A 22,735-nucleotide genomic window follows, 5' to 3' on the forward strand; every position below is an offset into this window, starting at 1 on the left:
GACGTGACAATCAGCACCCATCCCAACGGAACCGACGTACGAGACACGCGAAGGGTTGCCAGGATGCGATAAAGTGATATCACTTAGCTAGACAGAAGCTATGCAGGAGTGGCTTCGACGGAAGAACGGGGGACCACCCATGTCCACACACGACACGCAGGTCACGGCCGACGTGCCCGAGATGCCCGCGCCACGCGTGCGGGAGTTCGCCGCGCACAGCATCGGCGGCGGACTGGCCCTGCTGCTCGGCCTGCTCGGGCTGCTGGCCGGCGCGGGACTGATCGCGCTCGCCCCCTCGGTGGCGGCGGGCGGCGCGAAGGCCGGGCTGATCATCGGCGGCATCCTGGTCGCGCTCGCGGCGTTCCTCGCCATGTGCGGGCTGAACATGGTGGCGCCGGGCGAGGCCCGGGTCGTCCAGCTCTTCGGCCGCTACCGCGGCACGATCCGTCAGGACGGTCTGCGCTGGGTGAACCCCTTCACCTCCCGCACGAAGATCTCGACGCGCGTGCGCAACCACGAGACCGCCGTCCTGAAGGTCAACGACGCCTACGGCAACCCCATCGAACTCGCCGCGGTCGTGGTGTGGCGCGTCGAGGACACCGCCCAGGCCACCTTCGAGGTCGACGACTACATCGAGTTCGTCTCCACCCAGACCGAGGCGGCCGTGCGGCACATCGCCATCGAGTACCCCTACGACGCCCACGAGGAGGACGGCCTCTCGCTGCGCGGTAACGCCGAGGAGATCACCGAGAAGCTCGCGGTCGAGCTCCACGCGCGCGTCGAGGCGGCCGGGGTGCAGATCATCGAGTCCCGCTTCACCCACCTCGCGTACGCCCCCGAGATCGCCTCGGCGATGCTCCAGCGACAGCAGGCCGGAGCGGTGGTCGCGGCGCGGCGGCAGATCGTGGACGGCGCGGTGGGCATGGTGGAGGCGGCGATCGCCCGGATCACCGAGCGCGACATCGTGGAGCTGGACTCCGAACGGAAGGCGGCGATGGTCTCCAACCTGATGGTGGTGCTGTGCGGTGACCGGGCCGCGCAGCCGGTCCTCAACACCGGATCCCTCTACCAGTGACGGTCCCTCCCGAAGGCCAGGGCCCGCAGCGCCGGCCGCAGCAGCAGCGCAAGCAGGTGCTGCTGCGGCTGGACCCTGCGGTGTACGAGGCGCTCGCCCGGTGGGCCGGGGACGAGCTGCGGTCGGCCAACGCGCAGATCGAGTTCCTGTTGCGGAAGGCGCTGGCCGAGGCGGGACGGCTGCCGCGGGAGACCGGGCCGCTGCCCCGGCGGGGGCGGCCGCCCGGGGGGTCCGCTCCCGGGTCCCCGCCCGCCTGAACGCCCGGGCGGGCGGCTGTTGCGCAACCGTGACAACGCGCTCCGACCTGCACGGCCGCACCCCGCGCCAGGAGCTGCACACGCGGCGTATACATGCCGCGTATACACACCGTGTACAGTCCTGGCCATGTCCATCGGTCACACTCTCCTGGGACTCCTGGAGTCCGGCCCGCGTCACGGTTACGACCTGAAGCGGGCCTTCGACGAGAAGTTCGGTCACGACCGGCCGCTGCACTACGGCCAGGTCTACTCGACGATGTCCCGCCTGCTGAAGAACGGGCTCGTCGAGGTCGACGGCATCGAGGCGGGCGACGGGCCCGAGCGCAAGCGGTACGCGATCACCGAGGCCGGCGTCACGGACGTCGCGCGCTGGCTCGCCACGCCCGAGAAGCCGGAGCCGTACCTCCAGTCGACCCTCTACACGAAGGTCGTCCTCGCACTGCTCACCCACCGCGACGCCGGGGACATCCTCGACACGCAGCGCTCGGAGCACCTGCGCAGCATGCGCATCCTCACCGACCGCAAACGCAAGGGTGATCTGGCCGACCAGCTCATCTGCGACCACGCCCTGTTCCACCTGGAGGCGGACCTGCGCTGGCTGGAGCTGGCCGCGGCCCGTCTGGACAAGCTCCGTGAGGCGGTGACCCGGTGACGATTCCCGCTGGTTCGCTCCTCACCGCACAGGATTTGCGCAAGGTGTACGGCCCGACGACCGCCCTCGACGGCGCCGGGTTCTCCATCCACCCGGGCGAGGTCGTCGCCGTGATGGGCCCGTCCGGGTCGGGCAAGTCGACCCTGCTGCACTGCCTGGCCGGGATCGTCATGCCCGACTCGGGCTCGATCACGTACAACGGGCGCGAGGTGACCGCGATGAGCGACACCGAGCGCAGTGCGCTGCGGCGCTCCGAGTTCGGGTTCGTGTTCCAGTTCGGGCAGCTCGTACCGGAACTGACCTGCGTGGAGAACGTCGCGCTGCCGCTGCGGCTGAACGGCTCGTCCCGCAAGGAGGCCGAGCGGACCGCGCTGGCGTGGATGGAACGGCTGGAGGTCGACGACCTCCGCAAGAAGCGGCCCGGCGAGGTCTCCGGCGGTCAGGGGCAGCGGGTCGCCGTGGCCCGCTCGCTGGTGACGAACCCGCGGGTGGTCTTCGCCGACGAACCGACCGGCGCGCTCGACTCGTTCAACGGCGAGCGCGTGATGGAGCTGCTCACGGACGCCGCCCGGTCGGCCAACACGGCCGTGGTGCTCGTCACCCATGAGGCCCGGGTGGCCGCGTACTCCGACCGCGAGATCGTCGTGCGGGACGGCAAGTCCCGCGACATGGAGCGCGTCGTATGAGCGTCAGGCAGTGGAGCCGGGACCTGGGCATGGGGGCCCGGTTCGCCCTCGCCGGCGGACGCGAGGGGTGGACCCGGGCGCTGCTCACGGCCGTCGGCGTCGGGCTCGGTGTGGCGCTGCTGCTGCTCACCACCGCCATCCCGGGCGCCCTGGCGGAACGGGACCGGCGCGAGGAGGCGCGCAGCGACCACACCTTCGGCCAGCAGGAGATACCGAAGGCCGACAACACCCTGATCGTCGTGGACTCGGACACCGTTTTCCGGGACCGGGACGTGCGCGGGCGCATGCTGGAGGCCGAAGGCCCGAAGGCTCCGCTGCCCCCGGGGGTGCCGGCGTTCCCCGCGGACGGCGAGATGGTCGTCTCCCCCGCGCTGAAGGAGCTGCTCGCCACCGGCGACGGCAAGCTCCTGCGCGAGCGGCTGCCTTACCGGATCACGGGCACCATCGGCGAGCAGGGGCTGGTCGGCTCGCAGGAACTCGCCTACTACGCGGGCGGCAAGGGGCTCGCGGAACGGCTGGAGGGCCCCGCCAGCGGGGCCCGGATCAACAGCTTCGGCAACCCGGACCTCAGGTCGCCCGACCCGTGGGACCCGGTGCTGCTCCTGCTGGTCCTGGTCGTCTTCGTGGTGCTGCTCATGCCGGTGGCCGTGTTCATCGCCGCGGCCGTGCGGTTCGGCGGCGAGCGGCGCGACCGCAGGCTCGCGGCGCTGCGGCTGGTCGGCTCCGACAGCCGGATGACCCGGCGGATCGCCGCCGGAGAGGCGCTCGCCGGTTCCGTGCTCGGACTCGTGCTCGGCACCGTGTTCTTCCTGCTCGGCCGCCAACTGGCAGCTTCCGTAGAGGTGTTCCGGGTCAGCGTGTTCCCGAGCCATCTGAACCCCTCTCCCGTGCTGGCCGTGCTGGTCGCGCTGGCGGTACCGGCGGCCGCGGTCCTGGTGACGATCCTCGCGCTGCGGGGCGTGGTCATCGAGCCCCTCGGCGTGGTGCGCACCGCCAGGCCCGCGCGACGCCGGCTGTGGTGGCGGCTGCTGCTGCCCCTGGGCGGGCTGGCACTGCTCTTCCCGATGATCGGGCAGGGCGACGACAGCGGGAACTTCAACCAGTACCTGGTCGTCGGCGGCGTGATGCTGCTCCTGATCGGTGTCACGGCGCTGCTGCCCTGGGTCGTGGAGACGGTCGTCGCCCGGCTCGGCTCGGGCGGGGTCGCCTGGCAACTGGCCGTGCGACGGCTCCAGTTGAGCAGCGGTGTGGCGGCCCGCATGGTCAACGGCATCGCGGTGGCGGTGGCCGGGGCGATCGCGCTGCAGATGCTGTTCGCCGGGGTGGAGGGCAACTACACCAGGGCGTCGGAGTACGACGTCTCCCGGGCCCAGATGAGCGTGGACCTGCCGGCCGGCGCCGGCACCGCGGCCACCATCGCGCAGTACCGCGACACCGAGGGCATGCGCAAGGTCACCGCCCTGTCGGACGCCCATCTCGCCGCGCGCGGTGAGGAGGACTCCCTCATCCAGATCACCGTGGCCGACTGCGCGTCGCTGCGCGAGGTGGCCACGCTCCCCGGCTGCCGCGACGGTGACGTCTTCGTGGCCAGGGGCTCGGAGTTCGACAGCGACAGCGAGCGCCTGGCGGAGCCCGGCACGAACCTGAGGACCGTGTCCGACGACGCAGGCCGGGACGGCGCCCGCGCGGTCACCTGGACCGTGCCGCGGGACATCCGGCAGGCCGAGTCCCGCGAGGACCCCACCGGGTACGAACGCGGCGGCATCCTGATCACCCCCGGCGCGCTGCCCGGGAAGCTCAAGCCGTTCATCTCCACGCGGCTCTTCCTGACCGTGGACCCCTCGGTGCCGGACGCCTACGACCACGTGCGCAACACGGCCGTGCGGCTCGACCCGACGTCCCAGCCGATGACCTGGCACAGCATCGAGAGCAACGACCGCTACGCCGCCATCCGCACCGGCCTGTCCGTCGGAGCCGCGTGTGTACTGGCCCTGATCGGGGCGAGCCTGCTGGTCTCACAGCTGGAGCAGTTGCGCGAGCGCCGCAAACTGCTGTCGTCCCTGGTCGCTTTCGGCACCCGGCGCCGCACGCTCGGCCTGTCGGTGCTGTGGCAGACGGCGATCCCGATCGGGCTGGGTCTGCTGCTCGCCGCGACGGTGGGCATGGCCCTGGGCGCGGTCCTGCTGCGGATGACCAACACGTCGGTCCGGGTGGACTGGCCGAGCGTGCTGTCGATGACCGGCATCGGCGCGGGCGTCGTTCTCGTGGTGACGCTGCTGAGCCTGCCGCCGCTGCTGAAGCTGGTGCGGCCGGACGGACTGCGGACGGAGTAGGACGCGTACGGGCGTCAGGCGTCGCGGTCGACGACCCGTACGGGCAGCGGCCGCAGCGCCTGGCGCAGGGCGGCCGCCAGCTCCTCGTACTCCCCGCCGCGTGCGGCCCCCGCCCGCATCGCCAGCGCGATCCTGCGGGTGGGGGCCGGGTCGGCGAAGTACCCGGTGAGGAGCTGGTTGCTGCGGGAGGTCTCGACCTTGAGGGCGGTGCGCGGCAGCAGGGTGACGCCGAGCCCGCCCGCGACGAGCTGCACCAGCGTGGACAGCCCCGCGGCGGTCGTGGTGACCGGCACGTCGTCGCGGCCGGCCTCCCGGCAGATGTCGAGGGCCTGGTCGCGCAGGCAGTGGCCCTCGTCCAGCAGGAGCAGGTTCAGCTCGCGCAGAGCCCGACGCGGGATGCCCTCCCGGCCACCGAGCCAGTGGTCGAGCGGGGTGACCAGCACGAAGTCCTCGTCGAACAGCGGAAGTTCGGTCACACCAGGCACGCCCAGGGGCACGGCGAGCAGCAGGAGATCGAGCCGGCCGCCGGCCAGGCCGTCGAGGAGGTTGGCGGTCTGCTCCTCGTGCACCTGGAGGTCGAGGTGCGGGTACCGCTCGTGGACGAGCCGCAGGACCGTCGGCAGCAGATAGGGCGCCACCGTCGGGATCACCCCGAGCCGCAGCACCCCGGTGAACGGCGCCCGGACCGCCTCGGCCTCCTCCATGAGCGTTCCCACCTCCCCCAGCACCGCCTTGGCGCGTACGGCGATCCGCTCGCCCTCGGGTGAGAGCAGCACCTTGCGCGTCGTACGCTCCAGGAGCGTCACTCCGAGTGTCTCCTCCAGGGCCGACACGGCGCCGGAGAGGGCGGGCTGGCTCATGCCGATCGCGGCGGCCGCGTCCCGGAAATGAAGGTGCTCGGCGACCGCCGCGAAGGCCCGGAGCTGGGCGAGGCTGGGCTGCCTGCGCTTATTACCGACTGTCACTGATAACTACCTCCGATCAACTCGACCGAGTGTAGCTATTTCCGTAATCAATCGAGCCTGTGCCAACATCAACACAGTCCAACCCATGGGAAACCCTCGCAATCCGGGGGTTTCTTCGCTGCAAGGAGTGTGTGTGCTCACCGTCGGTGACAAGTTCCCCGAGTTCGACCTGACCGCCTGCGTCTCGCTGGAGAAGGGCAAGGAGTTCCAGCAGATCAACCACAAGACCTACGAGGGTCAGTGGAAGGTCATCTTCGCGTGGCCCAAGGACTTCACCTTCGTGTGCCCGACCGAGATCGCCGCCTTCGGCAAGCTGAACGAGGAGTTCGCGGACCGCGACGCGCAGGTCCTCGGCTTCTCCGGCGACTCCGAGTTCGTCCACCACGCCTGGCGCAAGGACCACGACGACCTGCGCGACCTGCCGTTCCCGATGATGGCCGACTCCAAGCACGAGCTGATGCGTGACCTCGGCATCGAGGGCGAGGACGGCTTCGCCAAGCGCGCGGTGTTCATCGTGGACCAGAACAACGAGATCCAGTTCTCGATGGTGACCGCCGGCTCGGTCGGCCGTAACCCGAAGGAGGTCCTCCGGGTCCTGGACGCGCTCCAGACGGACGAACTGTGCCCCTGCAACTGGTCGAAGGGCGACGAGACCCTCGACCCGGTCGCACTGCTCTCCGGGGAGTGATCTGACATGTCGCTGGATGCCCTGAAGTCCGCCATACCGGACTACGCCAAGGACCTGAAGCTCAACCTGGGCTCGGTCATCGGCAACTCCGACCTGCCGGCCCAGCAGCTCTGGGGCACGGTGCTGTCGACGGCGATCGCCTCGCGCTCCCCGATCGTGCTGCGCGAGCTGGAGCCGGAGGCGAAGGCGAACCTGTCGCCGGAGGCCTACACGGCCGCCAAGGCCGCGGCCGCGGTGATGGCGATGAACAACGTCTTCTACCGCACCCGTCACCTGCTGTCGGACCACGAGTACGGCACCCTGCGCGCCGGCCTGCGGATGAACGTCATCGGCAACCCGGGCGTCGACAAGGTCGACTTCGAGCTGTGGTCCTTCGCCGTCTCGGCCATCAACGGCTGCGGCATGTGCCTGGACTCGCACGAGCAGGTCCTGCGCAAGGCGGGCCTGGACCGCGAGGTCGTCCAGGAGGCGTTCAAGATCGCCTCCGTGATCCAGGCGGTCGGCGTCACGCTGGACGCCGAGGCGGTCCTGGCCGAGTAACCCGCGGCCGCACGCCTCACGGAAGGGCCCCGTCCACCTGACCGGTGGACGGGGCCCTTCCGGTGTCCCGGGCTCCTGGACTACTCCGAGGCGGAGGGTGTCTGCGGGGCCGGCTCCGCGCTCACCGCCGTGGCCCCGCGCGGCCGCACCGAGTGCCGGAGCGCCGCCTTCTGCGAGTACGACCGCAGATACCCGGCGACCGTGTTCGTCACCGCCACCAGCGGCACGGCGACCACCGCACCGCCGATCCCGGCCACCATTCCCCCGCACGCCACCGCCAGCACCACCGCCAGCGGATGCACCCGCACGGCCCGCCCCAGGATGAACGGTTGCAGGATGTGGCCCTCGATCTGCTGCACCGCGAGCACCACCACCAGCGTCATGACGGCCGTGAACACCCCCTGGGTGACCAGCGCGACGACCACCGCCAGCGCCCCGGACACCACCGCGCCCACCAGCGGGATGAAGGCGAACAGGAAGATGAACACCGCCAGCGGGACGGCCATCGGCACATCGAGGAAGTAGATGCCGAGACCGATGAAGATCGCGTCGATCAGCGCGACGATCACCGTGCCCCGCACGTACGCCGTCAGCGTCCGCCACGCCGCCGGTCCGGCCCCGGCCACCCCGGGCCGCGCCGCCGCCGGCACCAGCTTCAGCGTCCACTCCCAGATCCGCTTGCCGTCGTAGAGCAGGAACAGCGTCGAGAAGACCGCCAGCAGGATTCCGGTGAGCGCCTCGACGACGACCGTCACGCCCTCCAGACCCGCGGAGGTGATCTGGTCGGTGTTCGCCCCGACCGCCTCGCGCAGGTTCTTGGCGATCTCGTTGATCTGCTTGTCCGTGACGTGGAAGGGGCTGTTCAGCAGCCAGTTCCGCAACTCGTCGATACCGTCCTGGATCTGGCCCGAGAGGTCGTCGATGTTCTCCATGACCTGCCAGGTCACGAACCAGCCGATGAGGCCGATGACGACGAAGCCGAACATCGCCGTCAGCGCGGTCGCCGGCCCGCGCGGCACGCCGTGGCGCCGCAGCCGGGCCACCGTCGGTTGCAGGATCGCGGTGATGAGCAGCGCGATGACGAACGAGAGCACCACGAGCTGGACGGCGCTGATGACCCGCATCAGCACCCAGAGGGTGCCCGCGAGGACGAGGAGCCGCCAGCCGGCCTCGGCCGCGACCCGCATTCCCCAGGGCACGGCCAGCGCGGGGTCGGGGCGGGCGGGGACGTCGGGGGCGTAGTCCGGGGGTGGCGGCACCTGGTCACCGGCGAGCGTCCCGGGCTCGGGGTCGTCCTGCTCCCGTTCGGCCGCGGCGCGCCGTTCGTTGTACCGCTCGCTGATCTCGGTCAGCCCGGCACCGAGCCGGCCGAGCCACCCTGGCACTCGCGACATGATCCGTCCTTTTCCCCCGTCTCGGCGCACCACTCCCCCCGGGGAGCCGTCCGTCCGACCGTACATGCCGCGAGCCCCGCACCGGTCGACGGTGCGGGGCTCGCGCGGAGAACGGGATCGGCCTGCGGGCCGGCCGGCTCAGTACCAGTTGTTGGCCTGCCAGAACGACCAGGCCTCACAGGGGCTGCCGTAGCGGTCGTTCATGTAGTTCAGGCCCCACTTGATCTGGGTGGCCGGGTTGGTCCGCCAGTCGGCGCCCACGGACGACATCTTGGAACCGGGCAGCGCCTGGAACATGCCGTAGGCCCCGGAGGAGGGGTTGACCGCCTTGTAGTTCCAGTCGGACTCGTGGTCCACGATGTTGCTGAAGCACTGGAACTGACCGGCCGGCACCATCTGCCGTGCCATCGCCTGGAGCTGCGCGATGCTGTAGGAGGTCGCGACGGGGAAGTCGGAGATGTCCTTGGAGCGGCTGGCGGCGGCTTCCTTGGCCTCCGCGCGCTCCTTGGCCTCCTTGGCCGCCTTCTCGGCGGCTTCCTTCTTCGCGATGGCCGTCTCGGCGGCGGCCTTGCGGGCGGCCTCCTCGGCGTCCTTCTTCGCGCTCGCGTCCGCCTGGATGGCCTGTGCGTCGGCCTGCTGCGTCAGCGACGCGGTCTGTACCTGGGCCTGCTGGCCCGCGGGGATGTCCGCGAGCAGCGTCGCGCCGCTTGCCGTCGCTTCGGCGTCGTTGTTCTGCGCGGTGCTGCCCGAGGCAACGCCGACGACGCTTCCGACAGCGGTGACCGCCGTGGCCGAAGCCACTGCGAATCCCCGGACCGAGATCCGGCTCACACGGTTTCCTTCCAGCATCGCCCGCTTCGGTGACCCTCGCGGACGCAATCGTGCCCCTGGCACTGGCCTCCCCAACTGCGGGGTCACGGGAGGCGCGGGCCCGGTGGGCAACTCCCCGGAGGGGAGCGCCGCGTGTAGCTCGGGCGGCATACGACATCGCTATGCAGTTGGTGCTGATGCTTTGTGGTGCCGTACCGCTGGGGGTACAGGTGTGTCGTATGCGGGGCCTGACAGGAGTGAGACTCTGCCGTAACCGGACGGGGCAAGGCAATTCCGAGTTGCGTGTGAAAGCTCACATCCCGTTTGACGCAGGAAATTCCACGGAACGGCCACACGCGAAGGCGCCGCCCGGCTAGGCTCTTGGCCTTTTCCGGGCGGCGCCAACTATCGCATAAGTGACATTACTTGGCTCGGAGCGGTCAGATGTGCCCGTCTTCGAGCATTTCGGTCACAAGGGCCGCGATCTGGGACCTCTCGGACCGCGTCAGGGTCACGTGCGCGAAGAGCGGATGCCCCTTCAGCTTCTCCACGACGGCGACGACACCGTCGTACCGGCCGACCCTGAGGTTGTCCCGCTGGGCCACGTCATGGGTGAGAACCACCCGTGAATTGGCCCCGATCCGGGACAGAACGGTGAGAAGCACGTTCCGTTCCAGCGACTGGGCCTCGTCCACGATCACGAACGCGTCGTGCAGCGAGCGTCCGCGGATGTGGGTGAGCGGCAGGACCTCCAGCATCCCGCGCGCGGTGACCTCCTCGATGACCTCGCGGGAGGTGACCGCCGACAGCGTGTCGAACACCGCCTGCGCCCAGGGGCTCATCTTCTCGGCCTCGGAACCCGGCAGATAGCCCAGTTCCTGCCCGCCCACCGCGTACAGCGGACGGAAGACCATCACCTTCTGGTGCTGCCGGCGCTCCAGGACCGCCTCCAGCCCGGCGCACAGCGCCAGCGCCGACTTGCCGGTGCCGGCCCGGCCGCCCATCGACACGATGCCCACGTCCGGGTCGAGCAGCAGGTCGAGCGCGATGCGCTGCTCGGCGCTGCGGCCCTTGATGCCGAATGCCTCGCGATCCCCGCGCACGACACGGATGTTGCCCTCGGGGGTGACCCGCCCGAGGGCCTTGCCGCGCTCCGACTGGATCATCAGGCCCGTGTGGACCGGCAGTTCGGCGGCCTCGGGGACGTAGACGTGCCCCTCCTCGAAGAGGATGTCCACCTGCTCGCCGGGCAGGGTCAGTTCGGACATTCCGGTCCAGCCGGAGGAGTCCGTGATGGCGAGCTCCGCGCGGTACTCCTCGGCGAGGAGCCCGACCGAGGACGCCTTGATCCTGAGCGGGAGGTCCTTGGAGACGACGGTGACGTCGAAACCCTCGGCCTGCAGGTTGCGGGCGACCGCGAGGATGCGGGAGTCGTTGTCCCCCAGGCGGTAGCCGCTGGGCAGCACGCTGGGGTCCGAGTGGTTGAGCTCGACACGGACGGTCCCGCCCAGATCCCCGATCGGGATGGGGGCGTCGAGGCGGCCGTGCCTCACCCGGAACTCGTCGAGCAGGCGCAGGGCCTGCCGGGCGAAGTAGCCGAGTTCGGGATGGTGCCGCTTGGCCTCCAGCTCCGTGACCACGACGATGGGGAGCACGACCTCGTGCTCGTCGAAGCGGTTCAGGGCGTTCGGGTCGGCCAGCAGGACGCTGGTGTCGAGAACATAGGTGCGCCGGTCGGGCTTGTGGCGCTTTGTGCTGGTCACCACGGAAGGACGTACCCCCTCGGATGAGGTCGGGGAGCGACGGTATGGAGCTGGACCGGTCGTCGGCCGCCCTGCGCGGGCCGAGAACCGGCCCTCCGCCTCTTCGTCCGTGCTGTGACCGCACGATCGGGCTGGTGCAAAGGGCCTCCCGGGCGGACGGCCCCGTGCCGTCCGCTGAGATCCGACACCCGTGGTTCGGGCGTCGACCTGTCTGGGTTATGCCCTCGAACGAGCGTCGCCATGCCACGGCATATGACGGCGAGCCGGTGAACTCCGTGTTACGTGTGTCCTCAAGGGGGCACCGGGAGGGGCCGTGACGTGGGACGTCCTGCGTCGGCGATGCCCGGCGGCGGTACGTCAGCCGCCGTAGCGCCGGTGACGGACGGCGTAGTCGCGCATGGCCCGCAGGAAGTCGACCTTGCGGAACGCCGGCCAGAACACGTCACAGAAGTAGTACTCGGAATGGGCGGTCTGCCAGAGCATGAATCCGGACAGCCGCTGCTCGCCGCTGGTGCGGATCACCAGGTCGGGGTCGGGCTGGTCGCTGGTGTAGAGGTGACGCCCGATCATGTCGGTGTCGACGGCGTCGGCGAGCTCCTCCATGGAGGTGCCCCGGTCCTTGGCGTCGAGCAGCATCGAGCGGACGGCGTCGGCGATCTCCTGCCGCCCGCCGTAACCGATGGCGACGTTGACCACTATGCCGTCGACGTGCGCGGTGGTCTCCTCGGCCTCCTTGAGGACCGTCTGCATCCCCGAGGGCAGCAGGTCGGGCGTGCCCACGTGGTGCACGCGCCAGCGGCCGTCGGCAGCCAGGGTGCGCACGACGTCCTCGATGATGCCGAGCAGGGGGACGAGTTCCTCCTGCGGCCGGTCGAAGTTGTCCGTGGACAGCAGCCAGAGCGTGACGACCTCGACATCGGTCTCGGTGCACCAGCCGAGGAACTCCTCGATCTTCCCGGCACCGGCCCGGTGGCCGTCGACGGTGCTGGATCCGGCGGCCTTCGCCCAGCGCCGGTTGCCGTCCATGATGACGCCGATGTGCTTGGGCACCTGAGCGTGGTCCAGGTGACCTTCCACCCGGCGTGCGTACAGCCTGACCAGCAGGCCGCGCAGCTTGTCGCGCAGGTTCACGTGATCGTCAGCCCCTCCGTAAGGATCGGACAGGCCGCGGTGTGCGGCCCGGTCGTGGCCGCGGGCGGTCCCTGCCCGTGTGGCAGTCCCCGGGGGCGAAGCCTACCCCCGCTGCGGCGGTGGGCCGCCAACCGGGGCGGAACGACAGGTTCCGGCCGGTGGTTCCAGCCGCCCGGCGGACCCAAGAAAAACGGGCCGGTCCGTGGGGGGGAGACGGACCGGCCCGAGGGGGGGTTTCCACCATAACCCTTCGTAAGTGATGCTGCGTGCATCGGCGTGCCACAACTACTCTCCGGAGCCGCCCGGCGACGCGGCGATGACCGCGGAGGCACTCGTTCAGGGCCCGCTCGCGGCCGAAACGGGCCGCATACGCAGGGGAATCGGGCGCCGCGGGGCAGGATCCGGAGGATCTGCCGGACCTTGGGGCCCGCTCGGGTGAAATATCCCGGCATCCCCCCGACGGGTGACCCGACCACGAACGGCCGCTTGACCCGGAACCGCCCCCGGCTCGTCGCGATTCGCCGCTTTGCCGTTCCGACATCGCCGCTGCACAAGCCCGGCGGGAGGCCTGGTACCGCGCAGCCCCCTCCACTGCGCGGTACCGCCCGCGCAGCTTTGCTCACGCGAATTGCCTGGCCTCGAATCTACGCGAGTGGACGCGCGGAGGCGAGCCGCAGGCGATAACGATGTGAAAACTCTCGGCGGAAGATGCGCAAGTGCAGTGAGCGACGGGGGTGACCCACGACCGGCCCACCTCGGACGGCGTAGAGGACAGGAACTGACCTCATTGCCGTCTAGCGTCGTTCCCATGACGACGATCGTGAGCATCACCTGGGACGCGGCGAGCGCGCGCCGGGCGGAACGGCAGTTCCTGGCCGGGGCGGCCGGGACCGGCACGCCGCTCGCCGAGGTGGCCGGTGCGATGCTGGGCGTGCACGCCCAGGTGCTCTCCGCGGCAGAGCTGTCGCTGGGGATGCGGGCGGACGGCGTGACACGGGCGGACGTGCGGGCCGCGCTCTGGGACGACCGGTCCCTGGTCAAGACGTACGGTCCGCGCGGCACGGTCCATCTCCTCCCGGCCCGTGAACTCCCCCTCTTCTCCGCCGCATTGACGGCGGTGCCGACCGGCCCGAGCCCGTTCCCGCCCGACGTGCGGCTCACCGAGGAGCAGGCCGCACAGGTCGTGACGGCGATCGGCGAAGCGCTCGACGGCAGGTTCCTGACCCTCGACGAGCTGTCCGAGGAGGTCGTCGCCCGCACGGGGGCCTGGGCCGGTGACCGGGTGATGCCGGCGTTCCAGGACCTGTGGCCCCGCTGGCGCCAGGTGATGCACCGGGCCGGCTGGGCGGGCACGCTGTGCTTCGGCCCCAACCGCGGCCGCAAGGCCACGTACACGCGCCCCGCCCCGGGGGACCGGACCGTGGGCGACGGGGAGGGCGGCGCGTTGTCCGCTTTCGTCCGCCGCTATCTGCACGCGTACGGCCCGGCGACCCCGGCGCACTTCGCGCGGTGGCTGGCGGCCCCGCCCGGCTGGGCCACGGCCCTGTTCGGCGAACTGGCTGCGGCCGGCCATATCGAGGAGGTCCGCTTCGAGGGGACGCCGGCATGGGTGGTGGCGGGCGACACCGGCTTCCCGGACGGCCCGGCGCGGGGTGTCCGCCTGCTCACCTACTTCGACGCCTCCGTCGTCGCCGGCCGGCCCCGCGAGCGGCTGTTCCCCGGGGCGGCGTACCAGCGCGCCCTCGGGGGCGGCCAGGCGGGCAACTACCCGGTGCTGCTCGTCGACGGTGTGGTGGCGGGGGTGTGGCACCAGCGGCGCCGGGGCCGTCGTACGACCGTCACGGTCGAGCCGCTCGTCCCGCTGACGGCCCGGCAGGAACGGGAGCTGGGCGAGCAGGTGGAGCGGGTGGGTGAAGTGCTGGAGGCGACACCCGAGCTGGTGGTGGGAGAGGTGACGGTGGGTCCGCACGCGTGAGCACGGACCCGGCGTGCGTCAGCCCGGCTTGCGCGCGTCGAAGAGGTGGCGGGTGCTGTGGGCGACGAAGGGGCCCTCGGCCCGGATGCGCTCGTGCAGCTCCCGCAGCTTCGGCTCGTACGCCTCGACGGTGAAGCCGGGGACCATCCAGACCACCTTGCGCAGGAAGTGCACGACCGCGCCGATGTCGTGGAACTCCACGCGCAGCCGCTCCGCCCGCAGATCGACGATCTCCAGCCCGGCGGCCTCGGCGTCGGCCCGTTCACGGTCGGGGTGGCGGGCACTGCGCACCCCCTCCGGCTGGGGCCCGAGGAAGTACTCGACGAGTTCGAAGACGCTGTTCGGGCCGACGTGCTGGGCGAAGTACGTCCCGCCGGGCTGGAGGACGCGGGCGATCTCCCCCCAGTGCGGGCGGACGGGATGACGGCTGACGACCAGGTCGAAGGCGCCGTCGGCGAAGGGCAGCGGGTCGTCCTCGGCAGCGGCGATCACCGCGACGCCGCGTGGACGGAGCAGGGCGGTCGCCTTGGCGACGTTGGGCGGCCAGCCTTCGGTGGCGACGGTGAGGAGGGGCGGCTTCGGGGCGGGGGCAGGGGCGGTGGCCCCGGTGGTGGACTGGGTGGTGGACCGGCCCGTCGTCGCGTCGGCGACCCGGGAGAGGGCGAAGTCCAGCACCTCGCCGCCCCCGGTCTGCGCATCGAGCACGGCACTCGCCCTGCCCAGCCGCCCGGCCAGCGAGACGGCGTACCCCCAGGAGGGGCGTGCCTCCGTCGCCCGCCCCTCGAACCACGAGAAGTCCCAGCCGTCCGTGGGGACGGAGGCGCCTTCGGCGACGAGGTCTTCGAAGGCGGTGGGGCGCGGGGGCCCGGGGTCGGGCAGGGACGTCATGTGGGGCTCCTTACGACAGTACGAATACGACGTGCTCGTTCTCACCGTGGCGTACGGTGCCGGTCCGTCGGAAGCCGTGCTTCTCCAGCAGGCGTACGGAGCCGGTGTTTCCGTCGGCGGGGTCGGCGTACAGCGGACGGTTGTGCTCCCGCTCCAGGAACAGGGTCAGGGCGCGGCTGCCGATGCCGCGGCCCCAGTACGGGCGTCCCAGCCAGTAGCCGAGGAAGCGGCGGTCCCCCTCCCACCAGGCGACGACGCTGCCGGCGACCTCGCCGCCGACGGTCACGGCCTGCACGAAGACGGTGTCGTCACCGAGGACCCTGCTCTTCCAGTGCCGCAGGAACGCGTCGCGCGGCCGGGGGGTGAACCTCGACCGCCGCACGGCTTCCGGGTCGTGCTCGTACGCCAGGAGGCACTCCAGGTCGTCTTCCACCACGTCCCGCAGACGCACGTCCTCGCTGTCATCGCTCATGCCCGGAGTGTGGCAGCCGCCGCTGACACCGGGTCCTCAGGGAACCAGGGGCCGCACTTCCTCGGCGGCGAACCGCACGAAGCCCTCCGGGTCGGGCTCGTCCGCCGTCGGTTGCAGTACGACGCTGTCGGCCCCGGCCTCGACCAGTCGCTCGACGGCCTCGGCGACGGCCCCGGCATCCCCGGCGACCCCGAGGTCCGGAACGGCTTCGTCCCCCTCGGCCGTGAGCTCCGCGCGCAGCCGGGCGGCGGCGTCGGGCCCGGTGGCGGTGAGGAGGTACACGACCAGACGATGGGGCCCTGCCTCACGGCCGGCCGCCGCGCGCCCCTCCTCGACGAGCCGCCGCGCCGTGCGCACGCCCTCGGCGTTCGTGGAGGCGGTGAGGATGGTCCCGTCGGCGGCCTCTCCCGTGAGCCGCAGGGACCGCGGCCCGGTGGCCCCGGCCAGCACCCCGCCGTGCGGACCCTCGGGCGGCCAGTCCAGGGCGACGTCGTCGAGTTTGACGTACCGCCCGTCGACGGTGACCCGCTCGCCGCCCAGCAGAGCCCTGAGCGCGAGGAGGTGTTCCCGCAGCAGGGTGACCGGCGACTCGACCCGGGCACCGACCTGCCCCATCCAGTCCTGAACGCCGTGTCCGACGCCGAGCACCGCCCGCCCCGGGAACATCCGGTGCAGCGAGGCGGCCTCCATGGCCGTGATGGCGACGTTCCGCAGCGGCACGGGCAACAGCCCGACCCCGACCCGCACGCGCTCCGTCCACGCGAGGGCGGCTGCGGCGGTCGAGATCCCGCCCTCCCTGAAACAGTCCTCCCAGAGCCACAGCTCTTCGAGCCCGGCGTCATCGGCCAGCCGGGCCACGGATCGGAGTCGCTCGGGGGCCAGTTGGGGGCGGAAGACTGCGCCTAGGGAAGTCATGGTGCTGTTCTTACCCGGGCCGGGCCGCGACGGACAACGCAATTCTCGTCGGCCGGGCGGGCGATCCCCCGCAGGGTGGTCGTCCCGCCCGGCCGGGCCCTGTCCTCGCTCAGCGGTTGACGGCCTGGATCTCCTGCACGACCACGTCCTGGGTGGCGCCGAACGTGCCGTCGGGGAGGTCGCCGCCCGCGCCGCCGGAGCCGGTCCAGTCGATCTCCCAGGTGACGGTGGCCTGAAGGGGGTAGGTGCCGTCGCCCGAGGAGCGCAGGTACCTCACTCCGCAGGGCGGCGTCCGGTCGGCCTTGCCCTTCGCGTAGGGCTCGCCGATGCGGTCGCCGTCGAGTTCGCAGACACCGGACGCGGGGTAGGTCACGGCATCCTTGGTGCCCGGTTCGATCCTGAGCGACTTCGGTCGCGCGGTCGCCGTCGCCGTGATGCCGATGACGGGTACGGAGGCGGTGACCGACACCGGCTTGAAGTCGGCGGCGTCCAGCCAGGCCCAGGTCGGCAGGTTGACCTTGGTCTGTGCGGCGGGCGCCAGGGTGACCTTGGTGCTGGGAACCCGGATCTCGGCGTAGGCGAGTTCGGCGAGGATCTCGGGCGTGACGGCGTTCTGGATGTCGGCCGGCGGCGGGTCGCCCTCGTCCACCCAGAACGGCTGCTCCGTGCAGGCGTCCCACCCCGGGGGGAAGTCCTCGTCGACGAACGAGTCCCAGAAGTAGCCCTTGCCGGTCTTGTCCTTGTTGAAGTCCTTGTACGGCTTCCCGTTGACGTAGCGGTCACGCTGCTTCGCGTCCCACTCGTAACCCGTGGAACCGGCCTCCCAGACCGGCTCCATGGCCTTCTGGAGCTGCTCGGGCGTGTACTTCGGGGCGTACCAGCAGGGGGGCGGGGTCCAGGACGTGGACGAGGTGAGCGCGCCGGCGGCGTTTCCTCTGCCGTTCTTCGAACGGTCGAAGACGACGCCGCCTACGGTTACGGAGACGGTGCCGTCTTTGCCAGCGTTGGCATCCTGGTTGGTGCCCTGTGTGTCGCCGCCCAGGGTGTCGTCAGCGGTCGCCACTCCAGGAAGGGCGAGGAGCGACCAGCACGTACCGGCTACGACCACCGCGGAGATCGTCCTCAACGGGTGTTTCACGGCTGGCACTTGGGGCTCCCACTCTGCGAGACGATCTTCTGGATCACCCAGACGCCCTTGTCGTTCTTCTTGAGCGACGTGTGGTAGATGACGTAGCTCTTGGCCGTGACCGCGGTCTTCTTGGCCTTGTTGGTCTTGAGGTCCTTCACATATGCCTTGCCCTGGTCCTCGCAGTAGCTGAGGGACCCCGAGCCGTCTTTGCCGACAGCCACCTGCGGAGCGTAGAAGCGGTATGCGCCGGTGATGGCCGCTTTGTGATCGACGTAGTTCTGAACGAACTTCTGCGTGCCGGCGGCCGCCTCGCCCTCGTAGTAGTAGAGGTACGGCTTGTCGAGCGCGTTCTGGTTGACGATCGCCAGGTCCACCGCCTTGATGGACTGCTCACTGTCAGCCAGGATCGCGTCCTTCTCCTTGTCCCCTGTCTTGGGCCAGTCGAAGGTGTAGGAGAGGTCCGACGGCAGTTCGATCTTCGGTCGGCCCGCTGACGCCGGGGCGGAAGCGGTCGGCGATGCCGACGCCTCGCTTCCTGTGTCCGCGCCCGCGATCTTGTCGTTGTCCTTGCCCTTGGAAGGGTCGTCGCTCCCGCACGCGGACAGCGTCAGGGCCGCAGCGGCGGTCAGCGTGAGCGCTGCGAGGAGGGTGGGGCGGCGGTTCACGGTCGGCTCCCGGGAGGTGACGAGGCTTCTCTTGAGCGAACCAAAGCTATACAGCGGGGTGCGGCGGCACCAGGGCGAAGGTTGTCAACTCGCGGGGTGTATGGGGAGAAATCGGCGATTCGCCGTCACCTTCGGGTCGTAACGGTTGCATAACGCGTCAAGGCCGGGCATCAACGTCCCTGCCGCCGGAGGCGTTTCAGTCAGGAACGAGCAAAGGGCATGGGTCGTGGGCCCATGCGGGGCCTGCGCTCTGCGGATACGTTCGGGCCGAGAGCCGGCAGAGGCAGTGGAGCGGTCGGAGGGGGTCCGGATGGGGCGGCGTTGGCGGGACGGGCGGGGGGAGTTGGTCGTGCGGGGGGACGGCGAAGGGCCGTCCGTCCGGGTACGGCTGGAGATCGCCACCTCCTATCGGGCCCGTACGAAGGGGCTGTTGGGGCGGGACTCCGTCGACGGGGCGATCCTGCTCTCCCCCGCCAACAGCGTGCACACCTTCCGTATGCGTATCCCGATCGATGTCGCCTATCTGGACCGTCACCTGCGGGTCGTCGCCGTGCGGACCATGCAACCGGGCCGGCTGGGGATGCCTCGGCTGCGGGCCCGGCACGTGCTGGAGGCCGGGGCCGGGGCGATGAGTGAGTGGGGGGTGCGGAACGGAGCCCGGGTGGAGGTAGTCGGGCCGGTGTAAGGGCGTCGGTGCACGCGGCGCGTCGCCGACCTTTGGTGACATGTCACCACGGAGGAGGTTCCGGCGGGCGCTGGAGGCGAGTGGGTGCCGGGCAGGCCGAGGGTGGAGGCGGGTGCTCGGTATCCCCCGTTTCCGGTCACTCGGTGGTGTGCGGTTCACATGCGGGTGCGTACGCGCGAGCGCCGTGCCCGGGCAACACCGCCCACATGCGCGTGCCGCCGCCCGGTTCGCGGGCGTCTCCGAAGCCCCAGTCGCCGTTGCAGGACTTCACCACGCAGGACAGGACCCGCAGGGCCGCGCGGCGGCGGGTTTCGCAGGCTGCGGCGAGGCGGGGGCCGGTGTGGCGAGGGTGGCCGTCGTTCGATGGCGCCGAACCGCTTCCTTATGTCGCCTACCTCCACGAGGCCGCGCTGCGCATCCCAAACGGAGACTCCGAGGCAACGCGGAACAACTGGAGCAGCAGGCTACTCGCCCTTTCCTTCAGCTTCTCCTTCAGCTTCCGCGCCTACGACCGCTCCGCCTCTCCGTTCCCCAGATCGAAGAGCCTCCCCTGTGCCGCCTCAGCGTTGTCCCAACTCGCCGGACCGCCCGGCTTCACCGACAGGCGTTCCAGAGCCGCCCTGGCCTCCGGACTCCCCAGCGCGCCCAGCAGCTCGATGGCGGCGTCCGCGCCGATGTCCTCGATCACGCAGCGCTCGGCCGTATCCACCGCCCAGTCGGCGAAACGGCCGGGGTCGGAGTCCAGGGTCAGCCAGCGGAACACTGAGTCGGCGGTGTCGTCCCGCAGCCGCGGGATCATGGCGAGTATCGCCACTTCGACGTGATCAGCGACATGCCGCTGAAGCGGGTACAGCCTCTCCCGTCCCCGCCACTCGCGCACCAGCTCGTCCACACCGGCCCACGTCACCTGGCTCATGCGGGGCATCCTCTCTCCCACCGCCTGGTGGAACTCCTCCCACACGTGCCGCAACAGGCCCGGAGACGGCGGCTGAGGCACATCCGGCGCCAACTCGGGGTCCTCCAGTAGCTCGGTGACCACCTGCCGAGCCTCCGCCACGCGCTCACCGGTGCGCGGCAGGTCCCCGATCCGGTCCCAGTCGCCCTCGTCCCAAGGCTGTGGCAAGGAGCGAAGGGCGCGGGGCAGGACGTAGTCGCCCTCTGGATCCCGCCATCGCGCGACCTGCGGATCCCACATCTCCTCGGCACTCAGCTCCGTGTCCGACTCGCTCATCTTCGCCGTCCTGTCACGTCCCGTGGCTGTCGTCCACTCGTTCGTCTCATTCGATGCCCAGGTACGCCTTTGCGCTGTCCGGGTCCTTCATCTTCGACCAGTCCATCGTGCCGTCCGCCGTCCGCTCGTCGATGGCGCGCTGCATCCTGCCGAGCTGGTCGGCGGACAGTCCCTGGCCCGCCACCTTCACGTCCACTCCGTTCTTGGCCATCTCACCAGCGGCCGTTCTGGTGTCCTTCGCCGGCTTGCCATTCCGGGCGGGCTTGAACTCGCTGAAGACCGACGTCCAGCGGTCCGCCGTCTCGATCTCCACGGTGGCCTTGCGGCCCGGCTCCTTGCTCGCCCACTTCTTGAGCCTCTCGACCTGATTGGCGAAGTCCGCCTTGCGTGTGGCCGAACCGGCGTTCTTGACCTCCTTGACGTGCACGGTGCCGTTTCTGTCCTTGTAGACCACGTCCGCGTCCGGGATCTCGTCGAGACTCACCTTCTCCCCGTTGCCCAGGTCAGCCTCCTTGCGGTTCATCTTGCCGCCGACTCCGGCGTCCACGTGGGTTCCGGGTGCCGCGTCGTCGGCAGCACGGCGCACGGCGTTCACCTCCGCGCGTGCCTCGGCGAGCTTGTTGGCGTCGGAGGCATTGGCGACCTTGCCTTCCAGCGCCGCGGCGGCATCGCCGTTGACGTTTCCGCGGCGTGCGAGGTCGGTGATCTCGTCGAGCGAGTCGGCCGCGTCGTTCGTGCTGATCTCCCCGGGTGCCGGAGGGTCCTTTGCGCGGTTGACGAGGCCGTCGATCTGGTCGTCAGGCACCGAAGAGCCCCGCTCCCGCAGCGCGGCCTTCGCTGCTTCGGCCCTGGCGTCGAGCGCCTCCTGCTGGGCCTGGCGCGCGTCGTCGGCGTCGTCGCCCGTGCATTCCTTGCCGCCTCCTGCAGCGACGACGATCCGGTCGGCCTGCGGGCCCGCCAGAACGCCTGTGCCGGTGCCGGGGGCTCCGCGCAGGCTGGCGCCACCGCCGAAGGGGTAGGGGACGCGCCCGATCGCGATGGTGCAGCTGCCGTTCTTCTCGGCCTTCTTCTTCGCCTCGTCTGCGTGCTTCTGCGCCTCGTCCGCGGCCTTCTTCGCGCCGTCGAAGTCGCCCGCCCTGGCTGCCTTGCGCGCCTCGACGGCTGCGTCGGCCGCCTTGTCGAGGGACTCACCGACCTCGGCCGGCTTCTTGAGCTTGGTGAACTTCGTGATGGTCTTCGGGCTGAAGATGCCGATGACGCCGAACACGGTGTTGCCGATGGAGGCGCCGTAGTTGCCCTTCTCCCAGTTCTCCTTGTCGACGAACACATCGACCGCCAGGTCGGACACGAAGTCCTCGGGCGAGTTGACCCAGCCCCATACGGAGGAGACGTAGTTCCCCTTGTCCCACTCCTCGCCCAGCTCGTCGGCCTTTTCACCCCACCAGTCCGTGGTGTAGCCCTTCAGGCCGTTCCAGGTGTCCTTGATCGAGCCGACCGGGTCGCTGACGACGTCCATGGTGCCGGCCAGAAAGCTCTTGGCCGGGGCCACGAAGAAGCCCCGGACATGATCCATGAAGGTCCTGTCGTGGCGTTCCTGGTCATGTACGTCGTCCCAGAGCGACCTCTCGTCGAACGGGCCCGGAGCGAGAGGAACCGTGTCGTTCGTCCCCGCGCCGTCATAGGTGATGATTCGAGTCGACCACGCCGGACCACCATCGCTGTTGTTGCCGCCGGTACCACCGTCGGCGCCCGTGCCTTCCTGGCCGCCGGCCCCAGCCTGGGTGCCCGAGTCGCCTCCCGCGCCTGTCTCGCCGTTCGCGCCGTCGCCGCCGGCGCCGGTATCCGAACCGTCGTGCCGCGCACCGTCGTCGTCCCCGGCCGCACCCGTCTCCGTACCGTCGCCCTGCGGTGCGGGGCAGGCCGTGCCCGTCACCGAGCAGACCGCCGACTGGATGCCGTCGGCGATACGCCCGCCGAGGCCGCCCACCGACAGCGCGACGATGATCGCCGCGACCACCGCGATGAGCCCCGCGTACTCCACCGCGGTCTGGCCCTCGTCCCGCCGCCAGCGGATCATTCTCGGCAGGCTGAACGGCCGCCGTTCCTCCCTGTCCTGGGGAGCGCTGTCGAACCACTCACGCGAGCGGGCCCGGCGCAACAGCACGATGACGGCCACCGGCATCGCCGCCTGCGTGATGCCTCGCAGATCACCGTGCATCAGGGTGCCGAACGACAGCCACACGATCCACGCCTGGACGGCGATCAGTGCTCGACTCGTCCACACCCCGCCCCGCCACAGGCGCCGGGCCAGGTAGATCCCGGCCACGCTGGGCAGCGAGTCGTACACCAGGATCCCGAAGATCTCCCCGGAGTAGTACGTCACCACCGACAGCACGGTGATCACGTACAGCGCCGTCAGCGCGAACTGCACCCAGAGCAGTACCTGCGCCCAGCCCAGTTCTTCCGGCAACGGCGAACGCC

At 70.5% G+C, this 22,735-nt stretch carries 21 protein-coding genes and 1 pseudogene; 9 read left to right on the forward strand and 13 right to left on the reverse strand.

Annotation, left to right across the window (positions count from 1 at the left end; translation table 11 throughout):
- The first annotated feature begins 139 nt into the window (after positions 1–139).
- From GTY56_RS27425 to GTY56_RS27445, 5 genes are all read left to right on the forward strand, one after another.
- A complete protein-coding gene (locus tag GTY56_RS27425; RefSeq protein ID WP_161367988.1) occupies positions 140–1,075 on the forward strand; it encodes an SPFH domain-containing protein in 936 nt (311 codons plus the stop codon).
- The gene (locus tag GTY56_RS27430; protein WP_161367989.1) at positions 1,072–1,332 is read left to right on the forward strand and encodes a hypothetical protein; all 261 of its coding nucleotides are present in this window, start codon (positions 1,072–1,074) and stop codon (positions 1,330–1,332) included. The genes GTY56_RS27425 and GTY56_RS27430 overlap by 4 nt, the downstream gene beginning before the upstream one ends.
- Before the next feature lie 127 nt (positions 1,333–1,459).
- Positions 1,460–1,984: a PadR family transcriptional regulator gene (locus GTY56_RS27435; RefSeq protein WP_033311201.1), complete on the forward strand. Its 525-nt coding sequence runs from the start codon at positions 1,460–1,462 to the stop codon at positions 1,982–1,984.
- Positions 1,981–2,670: an ATP-binding cassette domain-containing protein gene (locus GTY56_RS27440; RefSeq protein ID WP_161367990.1), complete on the forward strand. Its 690-nt coding sequence runs from the start codon at positions 1,981–1,983 to the stop codon at positions 2,668–2,670. The genes GTY56_RS27435 and GTY56_RS27440 overlap by 4 nt, the downstream gene beginning before the upstream one ends.
- Positions 2,667–5,003 carry an ABC transporter permease gene (locus GTY56_RS27445; protein ID WP_161367991.1) on the forward strand — a complete coding sequence of 779 codons (2,337 nt, stop codon included), beginning with the start codon at positions 2,667–2,669 and terminating at the stop codon, positions 5,001–5,003. The genes GTY56_RS27440 and GTY56_RS27445 overlap by 4 nt, the downstream gene beginning before the upstream one ends.
- A 14-nt stretch (positions 5,004–5,017) precedes the next feature.
- Here the strand turns inward: GTY56_RS27445 and GTY56_RS27450 are convergent, their stop codons facing one another.
- Positions 5,018–5,968, reverse strand: coding sequence for a LysR substrate-binding domain-containing protein (locus GTY56_RS27450; protein WP_161367992.1), 951 nt, complete (start codon positions 5,966–5,968; stop codon positions 5,018–5,020).
- Positions 5,969–6,101: 133 nt separating this feature from the next.
- On the opposite strand from GTY56_RS27450, the gene GTY56_RS27455 reads away from it, so the two are divergent.
- Together GTY56_RS27455 and GTY56_RS27460 are read left to right on the forward strand one after the other, a co-directional pair.
- Entirely contained in the window at positions 6,102–6,656 is a 555-nt protein-coding gene (locus GTY56_RS27455; protein ID WP_031132607.1) for a peroxiredoxin, read from the forward strand.
- Positions 6,657–6,662: 6 nt separating this feature from the next.
- Positions 6,663–7,196, forward strand: coding sequence for an alkyl hydroperoxide reductase (locus GTY56_RS27460; RefSeq protein WP_031103031.1), 534 nt, complete (start codon positions 6,663–6,665; stop codon positions 7,194–7,196).
- An 80-nt stretch (positions 7,197–7,276) separates the two neighbouring features.
- On the opposite strand, the gene GTY56_RS27465 is transcribed toward GTY56_RS27460, so the two are convergent.
- The 4 genes from GTY56_RS27465 to GTY56_RS27480 all read right to left on the reverse strand — a co-directional run bounded on the left by GTY56_RS27465 (position 7,277) and on the right by GTY56_RS27480 (position 12,294).
- Entirely contained in the window at positions 7,277–8,590 is a 1,314-nt protein-coding gene (locus GTY56_RS27465) for an AI-2E family transporter (RefSeq protein WP_161367993.1), read from the reverse strand.
- Positions 8,591–8,728: 138 nt separating this feature from the next.
- Positions 8,729–9,421 carry an aggregation-promoting factor C-terminal-like domain-containing protein gene (locus GTY56_RS27470; RefSeq protein WP_452837872.1) on the reverse strand — a complete coding sequence of 231 codons (693 nt, stop codon included), beginning with the start codon at positions 9,419–9,421 and terminating at the stop codon, positions 8,729–8,731.
- Positions 9,422–9,840: 419 nt separating this feature from the next.
- Complete coding sequence (gene phoH2 / locus GTY56_RS27475; RefSeq protein ID WP_062928844.1) at positions 9,841–11,166, reverse strand: RNA 5'-3' helicase PhoH2; 1,326 nt, start codon at positions 11,164–11,166, stop codon at positions 9,841–9,843.
- A gap of 354 nt (positions 11,167–11,520) precedes the next feature.
- On the reverse strand, positions 11,521–12,294 hold the full coding sequence (locus GTY56_RS27480) for an isoprenyl transferase (RefSeq protein ID WP_107455663.1): 774 nt from the start codon (positions 12,292–12,294) through the stop codon (positions 11,521–11,523).
- 808 nt (positions 12,295–13,102) lie between these two features.
- On the opposite strand from GTY56_RS27480, the gene GTY56_RS27485 reads away from it, so the two are divergent.
- Complete coding sequence (locus GTY56_RS27485; RefSeq protein WP_161367994.1) at positions 13,103–14,269, forward strand: winged helix DNA-binding domain-containing protein; 1,167 nt, start codon at positions 13,103–13,105, stop codon at positions 14,267–14,269.
- Between the two features lie 18 nt (positions 14,270–14,287).
- On the opposite strand, the gene GTY56_RS27490 is transcribed toward GTY56_RS27485, so the two are convergent.
- The 5 genes from GTY56_RS27490 to GTY56_RS27510 all read right to left on the reverse strand — a co-directional run bounded on the left by GTY56_RS27490 (position 14,288) and on the right by GTY56_RS27510 (position 18,338).
- On the reverse strand, positions 14,288–15,157 hold the full coding sequence (locus GTY56_RS27490; protein ID WP_161367995.1) for a methyltransferase domain-containing protein: 870 nt from the start codon (positions 15,155–15,157) through the stop codon (positions 14,288–14,290).
- A gap of 10 nt (positions 15,158–15,167) precedes the next feature.
- On the reverse strand, positions 15,168–15,629 hold the full coding sequence (locus GTY56_RS27495; RefSeq protein WP_161367996.1) for a GNAT family N-acetyltransferase: 462 nt from the start codon (positions 15,627–15,629) through the stop codon (positions 15,168–15,170).
- A 36-nt stretch (positions 15,630–15,665) separates the two neighbouring features.
- Positions 15,666–16,544 carry an LLM class flavin-dependent oxidoreductase gene (locus GTY56_RS27500; protein ID WP_161367997.1) on the reverse strand — a complete coding sequence of 293 codons (879 nt, stop codon included), beginning with the start codon at positions 16,542–16,544 and terminating at the stop codon, positions 15,666–15,668.
- A 109-nt stretch (positions 16,545–16,653) separates the two neighbouring features.
- A complete protein-coding gene (locus tag GTY56_RS27505) occupies positions 16,654–17,607 on the reverse strand; it encodes a hypothetical protein (RefSeq protein WP_161368020.1) in 954 nt (317 codons plus the stop codon).
- A gap of 71 nt (positions 17,608–17,678) precedes the next feature.
- A complete protein-coding gene (locus GTY56_RS27510; RefSeq protein WP_346345600.1) occupies positions 17,679–18,338 on the reverse strand; it encodes a hypothetical protein in 660 nt (219 codons plus the stop codon).
- A gap of 310 nt (positions 18,339–18,648) precedes the next feature.
- Here GTY56_RS27510 and GTY56_RS27515 point away from each other — a divergent pair, with 310 nt between their 5' ends.
- Positions 18,649–19,023, forward strand: a complete 375-nt coding sequence (locus GTY56_RS27515) for a DUF192 domain-containing protein (RefSeq protein ID WP_161367998.1) — start codon at positions 18,649–18,651, stop codon at positions 19,021–19,023.
- A 136-nt stretch (positions 19,024–19,159) separates the two neighbouring features.
- Here the strand turns inward: GTY56_RS27515 and GTY56_RS40835 are convergent.
- From GTY56_RS40835 to GTY56_RS27525, 3 genes and pseudogenes are all read right to left on the reverse strand, one after another.
- A pseudogene (locus GTY56_RS40835) lies at positions 19,160–19,381 on the reverse strand (ATP-binding protein); the annotation flags it as partial.
- Between the two features lie 147 nt (positions 19,382–19,528).
- A complete protein-coding gene (locus GTY56_RS27520; protein ID WP_161367999.1) occupies positions 19,529–20,254 on the reverse strand; it encodes a hypothetical protein in 726 nt (241 codons plus the stop codon).
- Between the two features lie 46 nt (positions 20,255–20,300).
- Positions 20,301–22,724, reverse strand: a complete 2,424-nt coding sequence (locus GTY56_RS27525) for a hypothetical protein (RefSeq protein ID WP_161368000.1) — start codon at positions 22,722–22,724, stop codon at positions 20,301–20,303.
- Between the last annotated feature and the right edge of the window lie 11 nt (positions 22,725–22,735).

It is taken from the genome of Streptomyces sp. SID5643 (assembly GCF_009872555.1).
Taxonomy (GTDB): Bacteria; Actinomycetota; Actinomycetes; order Streptomycetales; family Streptomycetaceae; genus Streptomyces; species Streptomyces iakyrus.